Source organism: Actinomadura sp. 21ATH (genome assembly GCF_041951345.1).
GTDB lineage: Bacteria > Actinomycetota > Actinomycetes > Streptosporangiales > Streptosporangiaceae > Spirillospora.
Genome location: NZ_JBGNUR010000002.1, coordinates 880,620 through 895,804, shown reverse-complemented (window position 1 = coordinate 895,804; position 15,185 = coordinate 880,620). Strand labels below are relative to the sequence as shown.

15 protein-coding genes are annotated in these 15,185 nt (G+C 74.1%); 6 read left to right on the top strand and 9 right to left on the bottom strand.

Annotated features, from left to right (window positions below):
* Positions 1 to 25: 25 nt before the first annotated feature.
* Complete coding sequence (locus ACA361_RS10515) at positions 26 to 793, bottom strand: DeoR/GlpR family DNA-binding transcription regulator (protein WP_375011649.1); 768 nt, start codon at positions 791 to 793, stop codon at positions 26 to 28.
* 123 nt (positions 794 to 916) lie between these two features.
* Complete coding sequence (locus tag ACA361_RS10510; RefSeq protein ID WP_375011648.1) at positions 917 to 1,807, bottom strand: hypothetical protein; 891 nt, start codon at positions 1,805 to 1,807, stop codon at positions 917 to 919.
* A 219-nt stretch (positions 1,808 to 2,026) separates the two neighbouring features.
* On the opposite strand from ACA361_RS10510, the gene ACA361_RS10505 reads away from it, so the two are divergent.
* The gene (locus tag ACA361_RS10505; protein ID WP_375011647.1) at positions 2,027 to 2,644 is read left to right on the top strand and encodes a hypothetical protein; all 618 of its coding nucleotides are present in this window, start codon (positions 2,027 to 2,029) and stop codon (positions 2,642 to 2,644) included.
* Between the two features lie 14 nt (positions 2,645 to 2,658).
* Here the strand turns inward: ACA361_RS10505 and ACA361_RS10500 are convergent, their stop codons facing one another.
* The 5 genes from ACA361_RS10500 to ACA361_RS10480 all read right to left on the bottom strand — a co-directional run bounded on the left by ACA361_RS10500 (position 2,659) and on the right by ACA361_RS10480 (position 7,367).
* A complete protein-coding gene (locus ACA361_RS10500) occupies positions 2,659 to 2,979 on the bottom strand; it encodes a co-chaperone GroES (RefSeq protein WP_366622754.1) in 321 nt (106 codons plus the stop codon).
* A 9-nt stretch (positions 2,980 to 2,988) separates the two neighbouring features.
* A complete protein-coding gene (locus ACA361_RS10495) occupies positions 2,989 to 3,915 on the bottom strand; it encodes an NAD-dependent epimerase/dehydratase family protein (protein WP_375011646.1) in 927 nt (308 codons plus the stop codon).
* Between the two features lie 38 nt (positions 3,916 to 3,953).
* Entirely contained in the window at positions 3,954 to 4,913 is a 960-nt protein-coding gene (locus ACA361_RS10490) for a DMT family transporter (protein ID WP_375011645.1), read from the bottom strand.
* Between the two features lie 170 nt (positions 4,914 to 5,083).
* The gene (locus ACA361_RS10485) at positions 5,084 to 5,860 is read right to left on the bottom strand and encodes an SDR family NAD(P)-dependent oxidoreductase (protein WP_375011644.1); all 777 of its coding nucleotides are present in this window, start codon (positions 5,858 to 5,860) and stop codon (positions 5,084 to 5,086) included.
* 22 nt (positions 5,861 to 5,882) lie between these two features.
* Positions 5,883 to 7,367 (bottom strand): flavin-containing monooxygenase, encoded by a 1,485-nt coding sequence (locus ACA361_RS10480; protein WP_375011643.1) that lies wholly within the window; start codon positions 7,365 to 7,367, stop codon positions 5,883 to 5,885.
* A gap of 156 nt (positions 7,368 to 7,523) precedes the next feature.
* Here ACA361_RS10480 and ACA361_RS10475 point away from each other — a divergent pair, with 156 nt between their 5' ends.
* The 3 genes from ACA361_RS10475 to ACA361_RS10465 are packed head-to-tail and all read left to right on the top strand — an operon-like array spanning position 7,524 to position 12,109.
* Entirely contained in the window at positions 7,524 to 9,446 is a 1,923-nt protein-coding gene (locus tag ACA361_RS10475) for a DUF4132 domain-containing protein (protein ID WP_375011642.1), read from the top strand.
* Positions 9,443 to 11,716: a DUF4132 domain-containing protein gene (locus tag ACA361_RS10470; protein WP_375011641.1), complete on the top strand. Its 2,274-nt coding sequence runs from the start codon at positions 9,443 to 9,445 to the stop codon at positions 11,714 to 11,716. The genes ACA361_RS10475 and ACA361_RS10470 overlap by 4 nt, the downstream gene beginning before the upstream one ends.
* On the top strand, positions 11,717 to 12,109 hold the full coding sequence (locus tag ACA361_RS10465; protein ID WP_375011640.1) for a hypothetical protein: 393 nt from the start codon (positions 11,717 to 11,719) through the stop codon (positions 12,107 to 12,109).
* Positions 12,110 to 12,139: 30 nt separating this feature from the next.
* Here the strand turns inward: ACA361_RS10465 and ACA361_RS10460 are convergent, their stop codons facing one another.
* Positions 12,140 to 12,808 carry a DNA-binding response regulator gene (locus tag ACA361_RS10460; RefSeq protein ID WP_375011639.1) on the bottom strand — a complete coding sequence of 223 codons (669 nt, stop codon included), beginning with the start codon at positions 12,806 to 12,808 and terminating at the stop codon, positions 12,140 to 12,142.
* A gap of 97 nt (positions 12,809 to 12,905) precedes the next feature.
* On the opposite strand from ACA361_RS10460, the gene ACA361_RS10455 reads away from it, so the two are divergent.
* Positions 12,906 to 13,781 (top strand): oxidoreductase, encoded by an 876-nt coding sequence (locus tag ACA361_RS10455; RefSeq protein WP_375011638.1) that lies wholly within the window; start codon positions 12,906 to 12,908, stop codon positions 13,779 to 13,781.
* 49 nt (positions 13,782 to 13,830) lie between these two features.
* The gene (locus ACA361_RS10450; RefSeq protein WP_375011637.1) at positions 13,831 to 14,430 is read left to right on the top strand and encodes a PadR family transcriptional regulator; all 600 of its coding nucleotides are present in this window, start codon (positions 13,831 to 13,833) and stop codon (positions 14,428 to 14,430) included.
* Positions 14,431 to 14,439: 9 nt separating this feature from the next.
* Here ACA361_RS10450 and ACA361_RS10445 read toward each other — a convergent pair whose 3' ends face one another.
* Positions 14,440 to 15,144 (bottom strand): maleylpyruvate isomerase family mycothiol-dependent enzyme, encoded by a 705-nt coding sequence (locus tag ACA361_RS10445; RefSeq protein WP_375011636.1) that lies wholly within the window; start codon positions 15,142 to 15,144, stop codon positions 14,440 to 14,442.
* Positions 15,145 to 15,185: the final 41 nt, after the last annotated feature.

Genomic DNA, 15,185 nt, shown 5'->3' with positions numbered 1-15,185 from the left:
GGCAGCGCCGCCCGGCCGCTCTGGTTCAGCCGGCCACCGTGACGAGGCCGCCGGATCCCTCCAGGGCCTCGCGCAGCGCCGGGGACGGGGTCCCGTCGGTGACCAGTCCGTCGATCCCGTCCAGCCCGCACACCCGGTGCGCGGCGACGCGGCCGAGCTTGCGGGAGTCGGCGAGCACGTAGGAGCGCACCGTGTTCGCGATCATGACGCGGCGGGTCGCGACCTCGTCCAGGTGGTAGTCGGTCAGCCCCGCGGCGGCGTCCACCCCGCCGGAGCCGAGGAACGCGACGTCGGCGTTCAGGTCGGCGAAGAACCGCACCGCGGGGTCGCCCGAGCAGGCCAGGTCGCCCGCCCGCAGCCGGCCGCCCGACACCAGCACCTCGACCCCCGGCCGGCCGGCCAGCTCCGCCGCCGCCAGGAGCGAGCACGTCGCGACGATGCCCTGGTGGTCCTGGGGGAGCGCCCGGGCCACCTCCAGCGCGGTGGTGCCCACGTCGATGATCACGGTCTGCCCGGGCCGTACCAGCGCGGCGGCCGCGCGCCCGATGGCCGCCTTGGCGTCGCGGTCGGCCCCGGCGCGCTCGGTGAACGGCGCCTCCTCGCCCGACCCGCCGGCGACGGTGGTCGCGCCTCCGTGCACCCGCACCAGCGAGCCGCGCCGTTCCAGCAGCAGCAGGTCGCGGCGGACCGTCTCCGCGGACACGCCGAGCATCCCGGCGAGCTCCTCGGTCCTGACGACGGACCGGTTCCGGAGCGCCTCGCGGATCCGGCGGTGCCGCTCAGCCGCGAGCACGGTCGCTGACCGAAACTGTGGAAGATTGCCCGAACATGTGGGTAAGTCTGTACAAAGTTGGAACCCACGTCAAGTGGTGACGGGTCAAGAAAACGCCGAGGTCAGCCGGGGGTGCGCGCCCGTTCAGAAGGTGCCGCCGGCCCCGCCGTCCGTCACGCCCGGGTTCCCGTAGGTGCTGGACGGCCCGTGCCCGCCACCGGCGGACTCCTGGCTCCCGTGCGGCCAGGGCAGCCGGTCCGGCCGCCGCGGCGGCAGCGGGAGCCGCGCCCCGGTGAGGCGCCGCCACGCCTCCTCCGGGGAGTCCCGCCCCGCCCATTCGCTCAGCGCCTCCGCGCTGCCACGGCCCCAGGTGTACTGGACCTCGGGATCCCGCGCACGCGCGGCGTCCAGTGCCGCCCGCACGTCCCCAGGGGGCAGGCCGGTCCTGGTGGCGCCGTCGTACGGTGAATCCTCCAGAACCGGGACGAAGATGTGGAACCGCGGCCGCATGTACGCGGCGGGAGCGCCGAGCACCTGGCCCCGCACCTCGTACTCCGTGCACCCCCACACGGCCCCGTCCAGGCCGGCGAGCGCGGTCTCGCGCTCGTGCGCGTGCCGCTCGCGTTCCGCGGGAAGCCGCTCGGTCAGATCGCCGGCCCGGTCACGGAACTCCCGGTAGGCGCCCAGCATCTCGCCGCGCAGCCGTTCCACGGCGGCATCGCGCCGCGCGCGGATCCACGGCCTCCGGGCCCGCCAGGCGATCCGCCGCCACCCGCCGCCCCGGGGCGGTTCCAGCAGATCGTCCGCCTCGCATTCGGCCGCGTACGCCACGTGCAGGGCGTGCAGAACCCTTTCGGTCGCGTCGCACCATCGTTCGGCGTCGGCGGCGGGGACCAGCAGGTACTCGCACCGGAACTCCCGCGGCCGGCGCAGGGCGCACCACAGCCCGCGGATCTCGCCGGCCTCGGGCCCGGCCGCCTCGCTCAGCGGCAGCCCCACGTCCCCGAGCCGGATGACATGGACGCCCGCACGCACACCCCCATCTGAGCAGATTCCGCTCCGCGGCGAAAGGCGAAAGGACCGGCACGGCGATTAAAGCGGCGAAACTGACAACGCATCCAATTAAATGTCGGGCCGGGTCCGGCCCCAATGCCGATTTCTGTGTTCGGCGCATGGCCTTTGCAAGGGGCGTGCTTGTAGTCTTTCCTCGTTTCTCATAGCGCCCGCACCAGACCGCTAGGAGAGGGCCGCTCTATGGCAGGACGGCGCCGCCCCGGTTCCGCGCCAGGACGCCATGCGCTGCCCCAGGCCAGGAGGCGCGGAGCGGGACCGCTGGGCACCCGATCGCTGCTGGCCGCGATCCTGCTCACGACCGTGGCGGCCGCCCTCGTCCTCCAGATGGCGGTCGACAGCGCGCTGCCCGGCCGGGAGCCCCGCGAGGCCCGCCTCGCCCAGCCCGGCCCGCCCGAGCCGTCCCCGTCCGTGCCGGCCCTGCCCGCGATGAAGGACCCGACCGCCGTCCAGAGCCGGCTGCTGTCCCCGGAGCCGGAGGAACCGGAGGAGCCGCCGCCCTCCCCGTCGACCACCGAGCCGGACGCCCCCGGGGCCGTGCCGCTGCAGCGGGTGCGCGAGGTGCTCGGCGACGTGGACCGGTCGGTGGAGGAGGGGCTCGGCCGGCGGCAGATCCGCGGCGACGTCGGGACCGACCTCGTCCAGACGATCCGGGGGCTGCGCGCCCAGTCCGACCGCGACCGCCTGCGGCGCGGCGTCGGCGGCCTCCGCGACAAGATCAGGAAACGTGCCCGGGAGGACGGCATCTCCCCGGAACGGGCCGGCGAGCTGCTGCGGATCCTCGACCGCAGCCCGCTCTGACCGGCTGCGGCGGGTCAGAGGTAGAGGCCGGTGCCGTGCTCGGGGCGCTCGCTGGCGATGGCGTGCAGGTCGCGCTCGCGCATGACGAGGTAGTTCTCGCCCTGGATCTCGACCTCGTACTGGTCGTCGGGGTGGAAGAGGACGCGGTCGCCGACCTTGACGGCGCGCGCGTGATGCCCGACGCCGCAGACCTCGCCCCACACGAGCCGGTTCGATTGCTCGACCGTGGCGGGGATGACGATGCCGCCGGTGCTGCGGCGCTCGCCGGCCTCCTTCTCGACCTTGATCATGACGCGGTCGTGGAGCATCTGGACTTCGAACTTGGGCTGGGACACGCTGGGATTTTATCCGCCCGCGGAGGGCAGGGCGGCCCAACCGTCGGCGATGATCTCCCGGAGGGCGGACCGGGCCGGGCGCCAGCCCAGGTCGCGGCGGGCGGCGCGGGCATCGCAGACCAGCAGCGGCGGCTCGGGCTCGGGCGGCCGGCGCACGGCCGGCACCGGCCGGCCGGTCACCTCCTCGACGGCCGTGATCACTTCGAGGACGGAGGCGCCGGCGCCGGTGCCGATGTTGTAGACGCGGTCGAGTCCCGGCTCGGTGGTCTCCAGGGCGCGGACGTGGGCGGCGGCGAGATCGTCGACGTGGAGGTACTCGCGGACCGCGGAGCCGTCGCCGTTGATCTCCAGGTGCGGGGCCCGGCCGGCGGCGACGGCGAGGGCCGCGGGGATCAGCCGGGTCCCGTCGGGATCGGGACGGCCCGCGACCGACCCGGCGACGTTGAACGTCCGCAGGACGGTGGCCCCCGCCGCGCCGGTGCGGGCGTGGAAGCGGACCACCTGCTCGGCGGCCAGCTTGGACGCGCCGTACGGGCTGCTCGGCGCGGGCGGCTGCGACTCGGGGATCGGCTGCCGGTCCGGGGTGCCGTACACGGCGGCCGTGGAGCCGTACACGATGCGGGCGGTCTCCGGGGGCAGCGCCTCCAGGAGGTTGACCGTGCCCTGCACGTTGGCGGTGAAGAAGCGCAGCGGGTCGGCGAACGACTCCCGCACGCGGGTCAGCGCGGCCAGGTGGCAGACGGCGTCGTACGGCTCGTCCATGACGGCCCGCAGGCCCGCCGGGTCGAGCAGGTCCCCGATCACCGGGCGGACGCCCGGCGGGACATCCCGGCCGGCGTGGCGGACCAGGCCGGACACCCGGTGGCCGGCGGCGAGCAGCCGCAGCCCGACCGCGTACCCGACGTACCCGGCCGCGCCCGTCACGAGGATCCGCATGCGCCCCAGCATCGCGGGGCGCGGCGGCGGAGGCAACGTCAGGCGGTGGTGGAGCGGCGCGACAGGGCGGAGGCCGGCTGGACGGCGGCGGCCTCGGCGGTCTCGGGCCGCTCGTAGCGGGGGAAGACGGCCAGCGCGATGAGGGCGAGGGTGAAGCCGGTGGCGCGCAGCGCGAACGAGCCGCTCTCGCGCGGCCATTCCTCGCCGAACAGGACGACGCTGCTCAGCACGAGGTACGCGCGGCCGATCACGGTGAGCACGGTGGCGACGATGGCGACCCGGCAGCGCTGCAGGGCTATCTGGAGCTGGAGCAGGGCGAGCCCGGCCATGCCGAGGGTGAGGTACGGGTAGGGGGAGGCGAGGACGCTGACCACGCTGCCGGTGTCCTCGTAGACCAGCGAGATGCCGCGGATGCCGGCCTCGGCCAGGCCGGCGCAGGCCCCCGCGCCGATCCCGTACGCGACGCCGGCGAGCTTGCGGGCGTGCCGGCCGCCGGCGCGGCGGTCGCCGACCAGCCACACCAGCGCGGCGACGATGAGGGCGGGCGCCATGACGGCGAGCATCAGCCAGGGGGCCTTGAGCGTGTCCAGCAGCGAGGTCTCGGCGGTGAGCGGGCTCTCGGAGCCGGCGGACAGGCCGATCAGGATGGTGGCCAGGACGAACAGGGCGACGCTGAACCACTCGCGGACGTTCAGCCGCTCGCCCAGGAACCACACGGCGTACACCACGAGCAGGACCAGGCTCAGCGCGAAGATCGGCTGGGCGACCGCCAGCGGCATCGCGGTGAACGCGACGACCTGGTACGCGAGCCCGAGGAACAGGATCAGCCCGCCGGAGAACCAGACCGGGTCGGTGATCATGTGCCAGGCGACGTGGAACGGGCGGCTGCCGCGCAGCGGCGGCATCCGGGCGGCGGCCAGCCGGAAGACCAGGAAGGCGACGTAGTAGGCGGTCGTCGACAGTAGCGCCAGGGCGGCGTAACCGAGGTCGTGACCCATCGGGTGAGGGACCTTTCAGCAGCGGGAGGCAGGGGTCCGATGCGCCGGCGCGCCCCCACGCCGGTGATCAGACACCCTGCCGCGTTCCCCGGCCTGTGACAAGACCGTAACGCTGGATTAGCGTGACCGTTACCGGATGTCCTGAGCGGTGCGCGGAGCGTGCCCGGGCGTCAGTCATAGCTGCGGCCGGTCCGCGAGGAGAGCCGGCCGACCAGATCGCGCGGCATCAGCCGGCTGATCCCGACGATCGCCTTGTACTGCGGGCTCGGCACGCTGACCCCCACGCCCCGGCGCAGGTCGCGCAGCGCCGCGTCGACGACCTTGTCGCGGTCCAGCCACATGAACCCGGGGACCCCGGAGACGTCCATCCCGGCCCGCTCGTGGAACTCCGTCCGCACGAACCCCGGGCACAGCGCCATCACGCGCACCCGGCCGGCCGAACGCGCGGCGATGTCCTGCGCCACGCCCTGGCTGAACGACACCACCCACGCCTTGGAGGCGCCGTAGGTGCCGCGCGTCGCGAACGCCGACACCGACGACACGTTGACGATCGCGCCCCGGCCGCGTTCCAGCATCCCCGGCAGCGCCGCGTGCGTCAGCCGCAGCACGGCCTCGCAGTGCACCTTCAGCATGGTCACCTCGGCGGCGACCGGGACGTCGAGGAACGTGCCCTTGTTGCCGAACCCGGCGTTGTTGACGAGCAGGTCCACGTCCCGGGGGCCCTTGCGGCAGCGTTCCTCGACCGCGGCGAGCCCCTCCTCCGCGGACAGGTCCGCGGGCAGGGTCTCGGCGCTGATCCCGTACGCGGCGCCGAGGTCGCGGGCGGTCTCGTCGAGCCGCCCGGCGTCGCGGGCGACGAGCACGAGGTCGAATCCGTCGGAGGCCAGGCGGCGGGCGAAGGCGGCGCCGATGCCCGCCGTGGCCCCGGTGATGAGAGCGGTCGGCATGGGACGAGCCTAGGTCGGCGCGCTACCAGGTGGTAGTTCCGGATGCGGACGCGGCGCGCCGCGCGACGAAGTGCCGCGGGTCGGGGCGGCGGGTGGCGCGGCGGTAGGCGAAGGTGAACCCGGGCCAGTTGTTGACCACCTTGCCGTCGGCGTTCATGTACCAGCTGTCGCAGCCGGACGCCCAGACGGTGCCGCGCAGCCGCTCCTGCATCTCGCGGCCGAACGCGTCCTGGACGTCGGGCCGCACGTCGATCCAGTCGAGCCCGGCCTCCAGCATCGCGCGCAGGCAGCCCAGCACGTACCGGAACTGCGACTCCAGCATGTAGATGATCGAGTTGTGGCCGAGGTTGGTGTACGGCCCGTACAGCAGGAACAGGTTCGGGAAGCCGCTGACGGTGATGCCGAGATGGGCCTCGGCGCCGCCGCGCCACGCCTCGTTCAGGTCCCGGCCGCCGCGCCCGGTGACCTTCATCGGGGCCAGGAAGCCCGAGGTCGCGAAGCCGGTGGCGTACACCAGCACGTCCGCCTGGAACTCCCGCCCGTCCCGGGTCCGCACGCCGGCCGGGACGATCTCCTCGATCGGGTCGGTGACCAGCTCCACGTGCGGCTCGGCGAGCGCCGGGTAGTAGTCGCTGGAGATCAGGATGCGCTTGCAGCCCATCGGGTAGTCGGGCGTCAGCTTGCGGCGCATCTCGGGGTCGGGGACCTGCTCCTCCAGCTGCTGCCGGAACCGGCGGCTCAGCAGCTCCATGAGCCGCGGGTACTTGACGAAGCCGAGCGCCCGCGACTCGTACAGCGAGTAGATCCGGGCGCGGCTCAGCTCCCAGGTGCCGGGGACGCTCCTGAGCAGCGCCTTCTCCCAGCTCCTGTACGCCCGGTCGGGCTTGTCGATCACGTACGGCGCGGACCGCTGGAACACCGTCAGCCGGCGCGCCTCCCGCGCGATCTCCGGGATGATCTGGATCGCGCTGGCGCCCGTGCCGATCACCGCGACCCGCTTGCCGGCGAGGTCGGTGCCGTGGTCCCAGCGGGCGGAGTGGAACGCGGTGCCCCGGAACGATCCGCGTCCGGGGATCGGCGGCGGCACCGGCCGGTTGAGCTGCCCGCACGCGGAGACCACCACCCGCGCGGCGAGCTCGCCCCGCGTGGTGGAGAGCCGCCAGTACCCGGCGTCCTCGTCGAAGCGGGCCTCGGTCACCTCGGTGCCGAACCGGATCCAGGGCAGCACGCCGTGCTCGCGGGCGGTGTCCCGCAGGTAGTCGAGGATCTCGTTCTGGGGCGGGAAGCGGCGGGACCAGTCGGTCTTGCGGTCGAAGGAGAAGGAGTAGAGGTGCGAGGGCACGTCGCAGGCCGCGCCCGGGTAGGTGTTGTCGCGCCATGTGCCGCCGAGCCCGCCGGCCTTCTCCAGGACGACCACGTCCCGGTAGCCGTGCTGCCGGAGCCGGATCGCCATGCCGATCCCGCCGAACCCGCTTCCGATGATCACGACGTCGTGCGGAGAGCCCATGCTGCCGTCCTGCCGTCTCGGATCCGAACTACGTTCTGTTTGCTGCGTCGAGCGTAGGTGACCCCTGGGTCAGTTGAACAGGAGGCAACTTCGGAAGCGCCGCGGAGTAAGGGGAAACGGTCGGGTTCTGTCCGACCTGCGTGCCAAGATCCACGCATGCCGAACGACAACGCCCCCCAGGACGGCGCCTCCCTGGACGCGGCGCCGCCCCTGGCCGACACGCTTCCCCTGGCCGACGCCAAGGCCCTCGACGCGCACCTGACCCGGCTCCAGGCCCCGCGGCCCGGCCGCAGATGGCGCGACCGCACGCTGGAGCTGCTGCAGATCCCGGGGGCGCGCGACCACGTTCGGCGGCAGGTGCGCCACTGGGCGGCCGCGCCGGTCGCCGGCCTGGAGCGCGGCCACGTCCACCACGGCGACGTCCTCATGGGGGACGACCACGCGGCCGGCCGCGGGTACCTGTGGGCCGCCGCCCTGGCCGGCGGCGAGGACACGCTCGGCGATCTGGTGGCGGTCGTCCGGCGCCTCGGGTACGCCACCGACGAGGGCATCTGGGACATCGCGCTGGCCAACGCGGGCATCAACGCGCTCGGCGCCTTCCCCGGCCCCGGCGCCCTGGACGCGCTGCGCGGGCTGGAGAGGGAACTGCGCTACCCGGGCGCGCGCAAGCAGGTGCAGAACGCGATCGAGGCCGCGGCCGGGCGGCAGGGCATCACCCCCGGCCAGCTCCTCGAACGTGCCGTACCCGACCACGGGCTGGGGGCGTCCGGGTCGCTGGCGCGCGAGTTCGGCGAGCACCAGGCGGTGCTGGAGATCGCGGACCCGATGACCGCCCGGCTGATCTACGTCGGCTCCGAGGGCCGGGCGCTGCGCACCGTTCCGGCAGCCCTCAAGGCCGGCCACCCGGAGCAGATCAGGGAGCTGAAGGCGCTGGCCAAGGCGGTGCGCGGCACGCTGGCCGCCGAGCGCGCCCGCGTCGAGGGGCTGATGTCGGCCGACCGCTCCTGGCCGTACGCCGAGTGGTGCCGCTACTACCGCGACCACCCGGTCACCGGCGCGATCGCGCGCAACCTGATCTGGGAGTTCGAGGGCGCCGACGGGGTCTGGCGGGCCGCCACCCCGGGCGACGGCGTCCTGGTCACCGTCGGCGGCGACGCCCTGTCGGTCCCGGCAGCGGGCGCCCGGGTCCGGCTCTGGCACCCGCTGCGGGCGACGGCGCCGCAGGTGCGGGCCTGGCGGGCGTTCGTGACCGACAACGAGATGCGCCAGCCGTTCAAGCAGGCGTTCCGCGAGATCTACCTGCTCACCCCGGCCGAGGAGGCGACCGCGGCGTACTCCAACCGGTTCGCCGCCCACGTGGTGCGCTACCCGCGGCTGTACGCGCTGTTCAAGGCGCGCGGCTGGCGGTCCAACTTCCTCGGCCGCCACCACGACGGCCTCGAGGGCCGCGCCAAGGGCACCTTCGCCGAGGGCGCCTGGCAGGCGGTCCTCTTCCACGAGAACGCCGACGAGGAGGCTCCGCACCGGCCCGAGTACGCCACCACCGACCAGGTGCGCTTCGAGCGGCGCGAGGGGAGCCGGTGGCGCGCGACCCCGGTCGCCGAGGTGCCGCAGGTCGTGTTCAGCGAGGCGATGCGGGACGTGGACCTGTTCGTCGGCGTCACCTCGATCGCCGCCGACCCCGAGTGGTCCGACCGGGGCGAGGACCGGTACGAGGCGTACTGGCGGCGGGCGACGTTCGGCGACCTGACGGCGAACGCCGAGGTGCGGCGGGACGCGCTGGCCCGGATCCTGCCGCGCACGAGGATCGCCGGCCGCTGCTCGATCGAGGGCCGCTACCTGGTGGTGCGGGGCGACCTGCGCACCTACAAGATCCATCTGGGCAGCGCCGGCATCCTGATGGAACCGGACGACGCCTACCTGTGCATCGTCCCGTCCGCGCGCCGCTCCCCGGGCAGGGTGTTCCTGCCGTTCGAGGACGAGCGCCTGTCGCTGATCCTCAGCAAGGCGCTGCTGCTGGCGGCCGACAGCACCATCACCGATGAGACGATCATCAGGCAGATCAAGGGGGACCGGTGAGCGGCACCGCGGACGGCCTCGGCGACGAGGAGCTCGCGACCCTGCTGCCCGAGGCGTACGCGGGCGGCCTGTTCCAGCGGACGTCGCTCCAGGAGGAGTTCGCCGCGCGCCCGTTCACGGTCGGGCCGGGCACGTGCGAGCGCCTCTACGCGTCCCTCGTGTTCCACGCCGAGGAGCGCGACCGCGACCCCGACCTCCGCCTCGGGCTGAGCGCGCTGCTGCGCTGCGAGGGCCCGCTGCCGGACGGGATCCCAGGGCGGGCCCGCGCGCTGGTCCGGTACGTCCTGGACCGGCGCGACCCCAAGAGCGCCTCGTACGCGCTGCTCGGCACCGCCGCCCTGGCCGGCCCGGACGCCTACCGCGAGGTCGTCGAACGGCTCACGTCCGGCGACGGCGCGATCCGGGCGGACGAGCTGGCCTGGCTGGAGGGGTGGGGCGCGGAGACGGTGGAGGGGTTCGCCTTGCTGTCAGAGGTGGGCGACAAGGTGTGGAACTACCAGGACTGGTTCCCTTCGTTGCGGGACGCCTGGAAGCGGCTGGCCGGGCGCGGCTACCTCGCGTTCTCGCGGCGCGCGCTGGAGGCGGCCGAGGCCCGGGTCGCGGCGATCCACTCGGGGGAGATCCCGTTCCGGGCGGACAAGGCGTTCACGTCCCGGGAGGTGGCGATCCTCGGGCGGGCGGCGCGGCTCGCGCTGGAACGCGACGAGCCCTGGCTGCCGGACCTGCTCGACCGGCTGCTGCGCGGGGTCGCGGTCGCGCCGTCCCCGGACGTCCGGAACCTGCCGTCCCAGGCGCTGCTGTTCGAGCTGGCCCGCGCCGCCGAGGAGGTGCCCACCCCCGAGCTGGTCACCGCGCTGCGCGAGGCCCGCGGGATCGTCCGGCACGCGGGCGTCCGCAAGCAGCTCGACCGCAAGTGGAAGAAGATCGACGCGGCGCTCGCGGAGCGCGCCGACGTCGCGCTGCGGCTGCCGGACCTGGGCTTCGCCCCGGACGGCACGCGCACGGTGCGGCTGGGCGAGTACGAGGCGGTGATCACCGTCGGCGCGGGCGGCGCCGAGCCGGCCTGGCGCGGGCCCGGCGGCAAGCCGCTGAAGTCCGTCCCCGCCGCCGTGCGGCGCGACCACGGGCCCGCCGTCAAGGAGCTGCGCGAGCTGGTCAAGCGCACCGGCGTCCATCTCGCCACGCTGGCCCGCGTCCTGGAGGGCGGGCTGCCCGGCGAGGTCGCGATGCCGTACGGCGAGTGGCGCGACCGGCTGGGCGCCCACCCGGTCGCCGCGGCGGTCGCCCGGCGGCTGATCTGGGAGGCCGAGACCGCCCCCGGCGAATGGCGCGCCTGGCTCCCGGCCGAGGAGGAGCCGGTGTGCGAGGACGCGGCGGCACCGGTCCGGCTCTGGCACCCGATCCGCGCCACCGTGGACGAGGTCCGCGCCTGGCGCGACCTGATCACCGAGCGGCGGGTGCGGCAGCCGTTCAAGCAGGCGTTCCGGGAGATCTACCTGCTGACCCCGGCGGAGGAGGAGACCGGCACCTACTCCAACCGGTACGCCGGCCACCTCCTGCGCTACAAGCAGCTGTTCGCGCTGTTCCGGGGGCGCGGCTGGACGAGCCGCATGCTCGGCCCCTGGGACGGCGGGCAGGACGACGTCGCCCACCGGGTGCTCGCCTCGGGGGAGTGGCGGGCCTCGTTCTACCACGAGTACGTGGAGGATCTGCACGACATCGAACTGTGCGCCACCGACCAGGTGCGGCTGTCGCGGCGCGCGGGCGACGAGTGGCGGCCGGTGCCGCTGTCTGAGGCGCCCGCCGTGGTGTTCAGCGAGGTCATGCGGGACGTGGACCTGTTCGTCGGCGTCACCTCGGTGGCCGCCGACCCGGCCTGGGACGACCGGGGCGAGACGCGGTACGCGGACTACTGGCACCGCGTGGGCTTCGGCGACCTGACGGCGTCCGCGGAGGTCCGGCGGGACGCGCTGGCCCGCATCCTGCCGCGCACGAGGATCGCCGGCCGCTGCTCGATCGAGGGCCGCTACCTGGTGGTGCGGGGCGACCTGCGCACCTACAAGATCCATCTGGGCAGCGCCAACATCCTGATGGAGCCGGACGATTCCTACCTGTGCATCGTCCGCTCCGCGTCACGCGCCCCCGGCAAGGTCTTCCTGCCGTTCGAGGAGGACCGCCTCTCGGTGATCCTCAGCAAGGCGTTCCTGCTGGCCGCCGACACCGAGATCGACGACCCGTCCATCACGGGCCAGATCAAGCGAGGAGCCTAGATGCCCGCCGTGACCTTCCGCGACGGGACCGCGACCGGCACCGGGCCGGCCGCGTTCCGGGTGGCGGACCTGCCCGCCGCGATGACCGCCCGTGAGCTGATCAGGCTGCGCGTCCGCGAGGAGGTCGCCCGGTTCAACGCGCGGCCGACCGACCGCTTCAACGGCCTGGTCCGGCCGGAGGACGCCGAGATCGAGCTGAACGGCTACCGGCTGCGCGAGCCGCGCACGCTGGACTGGGAGCGGCAGGCCGCGGTCGCCGAGAAGGCGTTCCTGTCCAACGGCTTCTTCATGCTGGCCGGCGACCGCCAGGTGGAGGACCTGGACGAGGAGATCGACCTGTCCGGCGACCCGGAACTGGTGTTCATCAAGCTCGTCCCGCTCGCCGGCGGCTGACCGGACGGGCGGCCGGGTCGGCGGCCGGGGTCAGTTCAGCAGGCCCAGTTCGTGCGCGCGGCGGCCCGCCTGGAAGCGGGACTCGGCGTCCAGCAGCGTGAGGATCTCCGCGACCCGGCGGCGGTAGGTGCGCAGCGACATGCCGAGCCGGCGGGCGGCCGTCTCGTCCTTGTAGCCGCCGCCCAGCAGCCGCAGGATCTCCAGGCTCTCCTCGCCGAGCGCCGGCGGCCGGCCGCGGCGGAAGTCGGCCAGCTCGGCCGACGACTCCCAGGTGGCCCAGTAGAGCGTCCGCATGCTCGCGACGACGTCCGGCGAGCGGACCACCGTGTACGTCCGCACGCCCTGCACGGGCGGGCCCGCCAGCACCGCCACCCGGCGGTCGATGATGATCGTCTCCTGCCGCAGCCGGGCGGTGCAGATCCGCACCTCGACCCCGCGCGCGGCCATCTCCAGCACGTGCCGCTCGGACTCCTCGGCGGCCAGCGCCGCCGGGTTGTAGATCTTGCAGACGCGCAGCCCGGCCGGCTGCTCCCAGCGCATCTTGACGATCTGCTCCCGGACCTCGGGCAGCACCCACGTGTTGAGGTCGGTCGCCGCGCAGACGAACTCCTCCCGGGCGCGGCCGAACAGGTGCCCGGCGCGCTCCGCCAGCTCCATCTCGCCGCGCAGCGTGACGTTCACGTCCTGATCAGCGCTCATCGCCCTCCAGTCTGCCCAACCGCGGGGACCCCGGCAATCCTGGCAGCAAGCTGCCAATCGCCCGGGACCGGGCGGCCGGCCCGGCACAGTGGACGCCATGAGCGAACGACCGAACGACACTTGGGAACTGGGCGGCGAGCTGCGGATCGGCCGGATGGGCTTCGGCGCGATGCGGCTCCCGGCGAGCGCGATCGACGGGCCCGCCAACGACCGCGAGAACGGGCTCGCGGTGGCGCGCCGCGCGGTGGAGCTGGGCGTGAACCACATCGACACCGCCGCCTTCTACGAGCGCGGCGGGCTGGCGGCCAACGACATCCTCCGCGAGGCGCTGTCGCCGTACCCGGACGGCCTGGTGATCGCGACCAAGGTGGGCCCGTACAAGGGCCCGGACGACCCCGTCCCGACGGGCCAGGTGGCGACCGGGGAGCTGCGCGGCGAGGTCGAGCGGAACCTGCGCGAGCTGGGCCTCGACCGGCTGGACCTGGTCAACCTGCGGGTCGGCGGGCTGGAGCCGCCGAACGACGACTCGATCGCCGAGCGGTTCGAGGTGCTGGCCGGCCTGCGCGAGGAGGGGCTGATCCGCCACCTCGGGGTCAGCCACGTGAGCCTGGCGCAGCTGGAGGAGGCCCGCCGGATCGCGCCGGTCGCGGCCGTGCAGAACTGGTTCGACGTGACCAAGCCGCAGGACGCGGCGATGCTGGAGCTGTGCGAGCGCGAGGGCATCGCGTACGTGCCGTACTTCCCGCTGGGCGGCTTCGGGATCCCGGACGCGCCGGAGCTGAAGGAGGTCGCCGGGCGGCACGGCGCCACCGTGGCGCAGGTCCTGCTGGCCGGGCTGCTGGCGCTGTCCCCGGTCATGCTGGCGATCCCCGGCACCTCCTCCCTCGCCCACCTGGAGGAGAACGTCGCCGCCGCGGGCCTCCGCCTCACCCCGGAGGACCTCGCCGAGATCGACCGGATCGGCGCCGCCTGACCCGGCCCAATACCCTGTCCCGGACGGATCCGTACGGGACAGGGGAGCGATGTCGGCGACGCGGCTGCTGGTGCTGGGAGGGGTGCGCGGCGCGGGCCGGGCGAACGGTTACGAGATCCGCCGGGAACTGCTGTCGTGGGGCTCCGACGAGTGGGCCAACGTCAACCCCGGTTCGATCTACCACGCGCTCAAGCAGCTCACCAAGGAGGGGCTGCTGCGCTCGTACGAGATCCCCGACAACGACGCCGGCCCGCCCCGCGTCGACTACGAGATCACCGAGGCCGGCGCGGCGGAGTTCCTCCGGCTGCTGCGCGGCGCGATCACCGAGGTGGACACCCGGCGCCCCGAGCTGTTCTCGGCGGCGCTGGGCTTCCTCACCGAACTCCCCCGGGACGAGGCGATCGCGCTGTTCGAGCGGCGGCTGGAGGGGCTCGCGGAGTGGCGCGCCGCGGTCGCGCCGCACATCGGCGAGAGCGGGGACCGGCCGCTCGACCACCTGAACGAGCTGCTCGGCTGGTGGGTCCACTCGGCCGACACCGGCGCCGAGTGGACCCGCGGGCTCGTCGAGCGCCTGCGGAACGGCGCGTACGTCATGGCGGGGGAGCGGCCCCCGGCCTCGCCCCCGCCCCCGGCCTCGCCCACGGGCTGACGGCGCGGCTCAGGCGAGGGCGACCAGCGCGCCGCGCAGCTCGGGGTCCAGCGTGTGACCGGCGTCCAGGCGGGCGGTGGTGGCGTCCACGAAGTCGGCCGCCGACAACTCCGCCGACCGGCCGTCCAGCTCCACCCGGTACCCGCCGGCGATCTCCGTCACCCGGACGGGGGAGTCCCGCTCCTCCAGCGCGAAGATCCCGACCTTGGCCCGCCAGGCCGTCCGCTCGGGCTCCTCGCCCGGCTCGACCGGGACGTTCACGTCGTCGGCGTGCGTGGCGTACTCCGAGGCGTAGTGCAGGGTCTGGAGGGCCACCGGGTACGGGCCCGCCATCGTGGCGAGCGTCGCGGTGCCGCCCAGCTCGCGCATCCGGCGCCGGGTGTCGCCGTTCTCGCGGCGCCACTCCGCCAGCACCTCCTCGACGGGCAGCCCGCGCCGCTGCCGGACGCACCACTCGTTGAACGCGCCGAGATCCTGGATCCCCTCCTTCTCCAGGCGGGCGAACAGGCCGTCGAGATCGTCGTCCAGGCAGGCGTGGTTGTACATCTCCTCGCCGGCCAGGTGGGCCAGCACGTCCCGCACCGACCAGCCCGCGCAGCGCGAGTCGTGGTCCCAGTCGGGCCCGGTGAGGCCGCCGAAGTAGGCGTCCAGCCGGGCCGCCTCGGCATCGAAGATCGCGAAGGGGTCCAGCCCTGAGAGAGTCGTCGGCTTCATGCCGGTATGCCTGCCCCGTTCCGGGCGGGCGAACCGGCCCG

What these genes read in the sequence shown, in the direction of transcription:
- ACA361_RS10505 (WP_375011647.1), top strand. Translation starts at nt 2,027, where the DNA reads ATGGCAGGACGGCGCCGCCCCGGTTCCGCGCCAGGACGCCATGCGCTG.
- ACA361_RS10495 (WP_375011646.1), bottom strand. Translation starts at nt 3,915, where the DNA reads ATGCGGATCCTCGTGACGGGCGCGGCCGGGTACGTCGGGTACGCGGTC.
- ACA361_RS10490 (WP_375011645.1), bottom strand. Translation starts at nt 4,913, where the DNA reads ATGGGTCACGACCTCGGTTACGCCGCCCTGGCGCTACTGTCGACGACC.
- ACA361_RS10485 (WP_375011644.1), bottom strand. Translation starts at nt 5,860, where the DNA reads ATGCCGACCGCTCTCATCACCGGGGCCACGGCGGGCATCGGCGCCGCC.
- ACA361_RS10480 (WP_375011643.1), bottom strand. Translation starts at nt 7,367, where the DNA reads ATGGGCTCTCCGCACGACGTCGTGATCATCGGAAGCGGGTTCGGCGGG.
- ACA361_RS10475 (WP_375011642.1), top strand. Translation starts at nt 7,524, where the DNA reads ATGCCGAACGACAACGCCCCCCAGGACGGCGCCTCCCTGGACGCGGCG.
- ACA361_RS10465 (WP_375011640.1), top strand. Translation starts at nt 11,717, where the DNA reads ATGCCCGCCGTGACCTTCCGCGACGGGACCGCGACCGGCACCGGGCCG.
- ACA361_RS10460 (WP_375011639.1), bottom strand. Translation starts at nt 12,808, where the DNA reads ATGAGCGCTGATCAGGACGTGAACGTCACGCTGCGCGGCGAGATGGAG.
- ACA361_RS10455 (WP_375011638.1), top strand. Translation starts at nt 12,906, where the DNA reads ATGAGCGAACGACCGAACGACACTTGGGAACTGGGCGGCGAGCTGCGG.
- ACA361_RS10450 (WP_375011637.1), top strand. Translation starts at nt 13,831, where the DNA reads ATGTCGGCGACGCGGCTGCTGGTGCTGGGAGGGGTGCGCGGCGCGGGC.
- ACA361_RS10445 (WP_375011636.1), bottom strand. Translation starts at nt 15,144, where the DNA reads ATGAAGCCGACGACTCTCTCAGGGCTGGACCCCTTCGCGATCTTCGAT.